Here is a 3,523-nt window from a genome sequence, read left to right on the forward strand (position 1 = left end):
GTTGTAGCCGAAGGCCCAGAACAGGTTGCCCTTGATGGTGGCGAGGGTCCGGCGGGAGAGCCGGATGGCGTCGGCGGCCGAGCGCAGGTCGCCCCCGACCAGGGTCAGGTCGGCGGCCTCGATGGCGGCGTCGGTGCCGGTGCCCATGGCCAGGCCGAGGTCGGCCCGGGCGAGCGCGGCGGCGTCGTTGACGCCGTCGCCGACCATCGCGACGACCCTGCCCTCGCCCTGCAGCCGCTCGACGACGGCGACCTTGTCCTGCGGAAGCACCTCGGCGATGACGTCCCCGGCCGGGATCCCGACCTCCGCGGCGACCGCCTCGGCGACCAGCCGGTTGTCCCCGGTGAGCAGCACCGGCCGCAGACCCAGGGCGCGCAGTTCGGCGATCGCCCCGGCGCTGGTGGGCCTGACGGCGTCGGCGACCTCCAGGACGGCCCGCGCCGCGCCGTCCCAGCCGACCGCGACGGCGGTGCGGCCGGCGGCCTCGGCGGCCCGCTTGGCCCCGGCGAGCGCGGTGGGCAGGTGCTGGGCCCACTCGGCGAGCAGGGCCTCCCGGCCGGCGACCACCGCGTAGCCGTCCACCACGCCCTGGACGCCGAGGCCGGGGACGTTCTCGAAGCCCTCGACGGCGGGCAGGGTGCCGAGGCGTTCGGCGGCCGCGGTGGCGACGGCGGCCGCGATCGGGTGCTCGGAGGCGTGCTCCAGGGCGCCGGCCAGCCGCAGGGCCTCGTCCTCGGTGACGCCCTCGGCGGTGTGCACGGCGAGCAGGGTCATCCGGCCGGTGGTGACGGTGCCGGTCTTGTCGAGCACGACGGTGTCGGCGCGGCGGGTGTTCTCCAGGACCTCGGGGCCCTTGATGAGGATGCCGAGCTGGGCGCCGCGGCCGGTGCCGACCATCAGGGCGGTCGGCGTGGCCAGGCCGAGGGCGCACGGGCAGGCGATGATCAGCACGGCGACCGCGGCGGTGAAGGCGGCGGCCCAGCCCTCACCGGTGCCGAGCCAGTAGCCGAGGGTGCCCAGGGCCAGGGTGATGACGACGGGCACGAAGACGGCGGAGATCCGGTCGGCGAGCCGCTGGGCGGCGGCCTTGCCGTTCTGCGCGTCCTCGACCAGCTTGGCCATCCGGGCGAGCTGGGTGTCGGCGCCGACCCGGGTGGCCCGGACGACGAGCCGCCCGCCGGCGTTGACGGTGGCGCCGGTGACGGCGTCGCCGACGGCCACCTCGACCGGCACGGACTCACCGGTGAGCATCGAGGCGTCGACGGCGGAGGCGCCCTCGGTCACCACGCCGTCGGTGGCGATCTTCTCGCCGGGGCGGACCGTGAACAGCTCGCCGACGGCCAGTTCGGAGACCGGGACCCGGACCTCGGCGCCGCCGCGCAGGACGGTGACGTCCTTGGCGCCGAGGTGCAGCAGCGCCTTGAGGGCGGCCCCGGCGGTGCGCTTGGAGCGGGCCTCGAAGTAACGGCCGGCCAGGATGAAGGCGGTGACGCCGGCCGCGGCCTCCAGGTAGATGTTGGACGAGCCGTCGGTGCGGGCGATGGTGAACTCGAAGCCGTGCCGCATGCCGGGCATCCCGGCGTGGCCGAGGAACAGGGCCCACAGGGACCAGAGGAACGCGGCGCCGGTACCGAGCGAGACCAGGGTGTCCATGGTCGCGGCACCGTGCTTGAGGTTGGTCCAGGCGGCCTTGTGGAAGGGCCAGGCGGCGTAGGTGACGACGGGCGCGGCGAGGGTCAGCGAGAGCCACTGCCAGTTGTCGAACTGCAGGGCGGGGACCATCGCCATGGCGATGACGGGGACGGCCAGGACGAGCGCGGTGATCAGGCGCTGCCGCAGCGGGGCGAGTTCGTCGGCGGGTCCGGCGGGACCGTCGCCGTCCTCCCCGGCGGGTGCGGAGGTGGCCGGGCGAGGCACCGCGGCGGTGTAGCCGGTGGCCTCGACGGTGGCGATCAGGTCGGCGACCCCGACGGTGCCGGCCACGCTGACCCGGGCCTTCTCGGTGGCGTAGTTGACGGTGGCGGTGACCCCGTCCATGCGGTTGAGCTTCTTCTCGATCCGGGCGGCGCACGAGGCGCAGGTCATGCCGCCGATCTGGAGTTCCACCTCGGTGGAGGCGGGCGCCTGGGTGGTCATCTGGGCTCCTCGTGGGTCGTGGGCGGTGGATGGTGGGTGGTGGATCCCGGGTGCTGCGGTCGGGTCGGGGCCCGGTACCCCCGGGGGGTTCCGAACGGTCGCGGCCGGGGGCCGGGCCCCGGGCCCGCCGGGCGGTCAGGCCCGGCCGGTGAGCTCGTAGCCGGCGTCGTCGACGGCGGCGCGCAGGGCCTCCTCGTCCGGCGCGGCGCCGGCCGAGACGGTGACCAGGCCGGCCGCCACGTCGACCTGCACGGCGGTGACGCCGGGGAGCGCGGAGACCGCCTCGGTGACGGCCCGCTCGCAGTGGCCGCAGGTCATCCCGGCGACCGCGTAGACGGTGGAGACGGTGGCGGGGAGGGCCGCGGGGTCGACGGTGACGGTCGCGCCGGTGGAGCAGGTGCCGTCGGTGGAGCAGCAGGACATGGGTTCCTCCGTAGGTCGATCGACATTCCGGGATACCCTCGGGGGGTACCTCTCGGCGATGGCTCCTTTATACCCCCAGGGGGTATCTATCGCAACCATTCGATCCCGTCGCCCATTCCTTGACCACATACCCCCTAGGGGTATCTAATCGGGAGTGTCGGAGGACCAGCGCGACGACCCCGGAGGACCCTCATGACCGGCTACCACCACGAGAAGGACCAGGTGCGCCGCAGACTGCGCCGGATCGAGGGCCAGATCCGCGGGCTGCAGCGGATGGTCGACGAGGACAGCTACTGCATCGAGGTGCTCACCCAGGTCTCCGCCGTCACCAAGGCCCTCCAGTCGGTCGCGCTGCAACTGCTCGACGACCACCTCGGCCACTGCGTCCAGGACGCCATCGCCCGCGGCGGGGCCGACGCCGACGCCAAGGTCGCCGAGGCCTCGCAGGCGATCGCCCGCCTGATGCGCTCCTGAGCCCCCGGCCTCGCCCGCCCTCCGCCGCCCACCCCCGCCGCCCGCCCCGCCCCGAGGAGTCCGCCGTGAACACCGCCCTGAAGATCGCCGCCTTCGCCGCCGGAGTCACCACCGTGTTCGGTGCCGCCTACGGCGTCGGCCACCTCACCGGCGACGGCACGCCCGCGCCGCGCCCCGCAGCCACCGTGCACACCGGCCACGCGCCCGCCCCGTCGGCGTCCGACCCGCCCGCACCGGCCCCGGCCGCGCCGGAGGCCTCGGCCGCCGCCTCGGCACGGGCCCCCCACTCCGTCGCCGGGTCGAGCGCGCAGGGCGACCCGGGACACCGGCGCTGACACCGCGCATGCCGGCACCGACACCGCGCCGGCACGCGCGGACCGGCCCGAGGGACCGGCCCGACCGGCCGGCACTGCGGACCGACCGACCGGCACTGCGGCCGGACGCCAAGGCCGGACACGGGACGGGCCCCGGCCCGGGAGGGGTTCCTCCC

The 3,523-nt window shown here is 75.5% G+C and carries 4 protein-coding genes; 2 read left to right on the forward strand and 2 right to left on the reverse strand.

Features of this window, described 5'->3' with window-relative positions:
* Positions 1 to 2,136, reverse strand: a 2,136-nt coding sequence (locus ACFCX4_RS35335; protein ID WP_376151423.1) for a heavy metal translocating P-type ATPase, incomplete at its 3' end; no start/stop codon positions are given.
* A 135-nt stretch (positions 2,137 to 2,271) separates the two neighbouring features.
* The gene (locus ACFCX4_RS35340; protein WP_376151424.1) at positions 2,272 to 2,559 is read right to left on the reverse strand and encodes a heavy-metal-associated domain-containing protein; all 288 of its coding nucleotides are present in this window, start codon (positions 2,557 to 2,559) and stop codon (positions 2,272 to 2,274) included.
* Between the two features lie 147 nt (positions 2,560 to 2,706).
* Here ACFCX4_RS35340 and ACFCX4_RS35345 point away from each other — a divergent pair, with 147 nt between their 5' ends.
* On the forward strand, positions 2,707 to 3,033 hold the full coding sequence (locus ACFCX4_RS35345; RefSeq protein ID WP_376151428.1) for a metal-sensitive transcriptional regulator: 327 nt from the start codon (positions 2,707 to 2,709) through the stop codon (positions 3,031 to 3,033).
* A 65-nt stretch (positions 3,034 to 3,098) separates the two neighbouring features.
* On the forward strand, positions 3,099 to 3,368 hold the full coding sequence (locus ACFCX4_RS35350; protein WP_376151426.1) for a hypothetical protein: 270 nt from the start codon (positions 3,099 to 3,101) through the stop codon (positions 3,366 to 3,368).
* Positions 3,369 to 3,523: the final 155 nt, after the last annotated feature.

Source organism: Kitasatospora sp. NPDC056327 (genome assembly GCF_042261735.1).
Lineage (GTDB): Bacteria > Actinomycetota > Actinomycetes > Streptomycetales > Streptomycetaceae > Kitasatospora.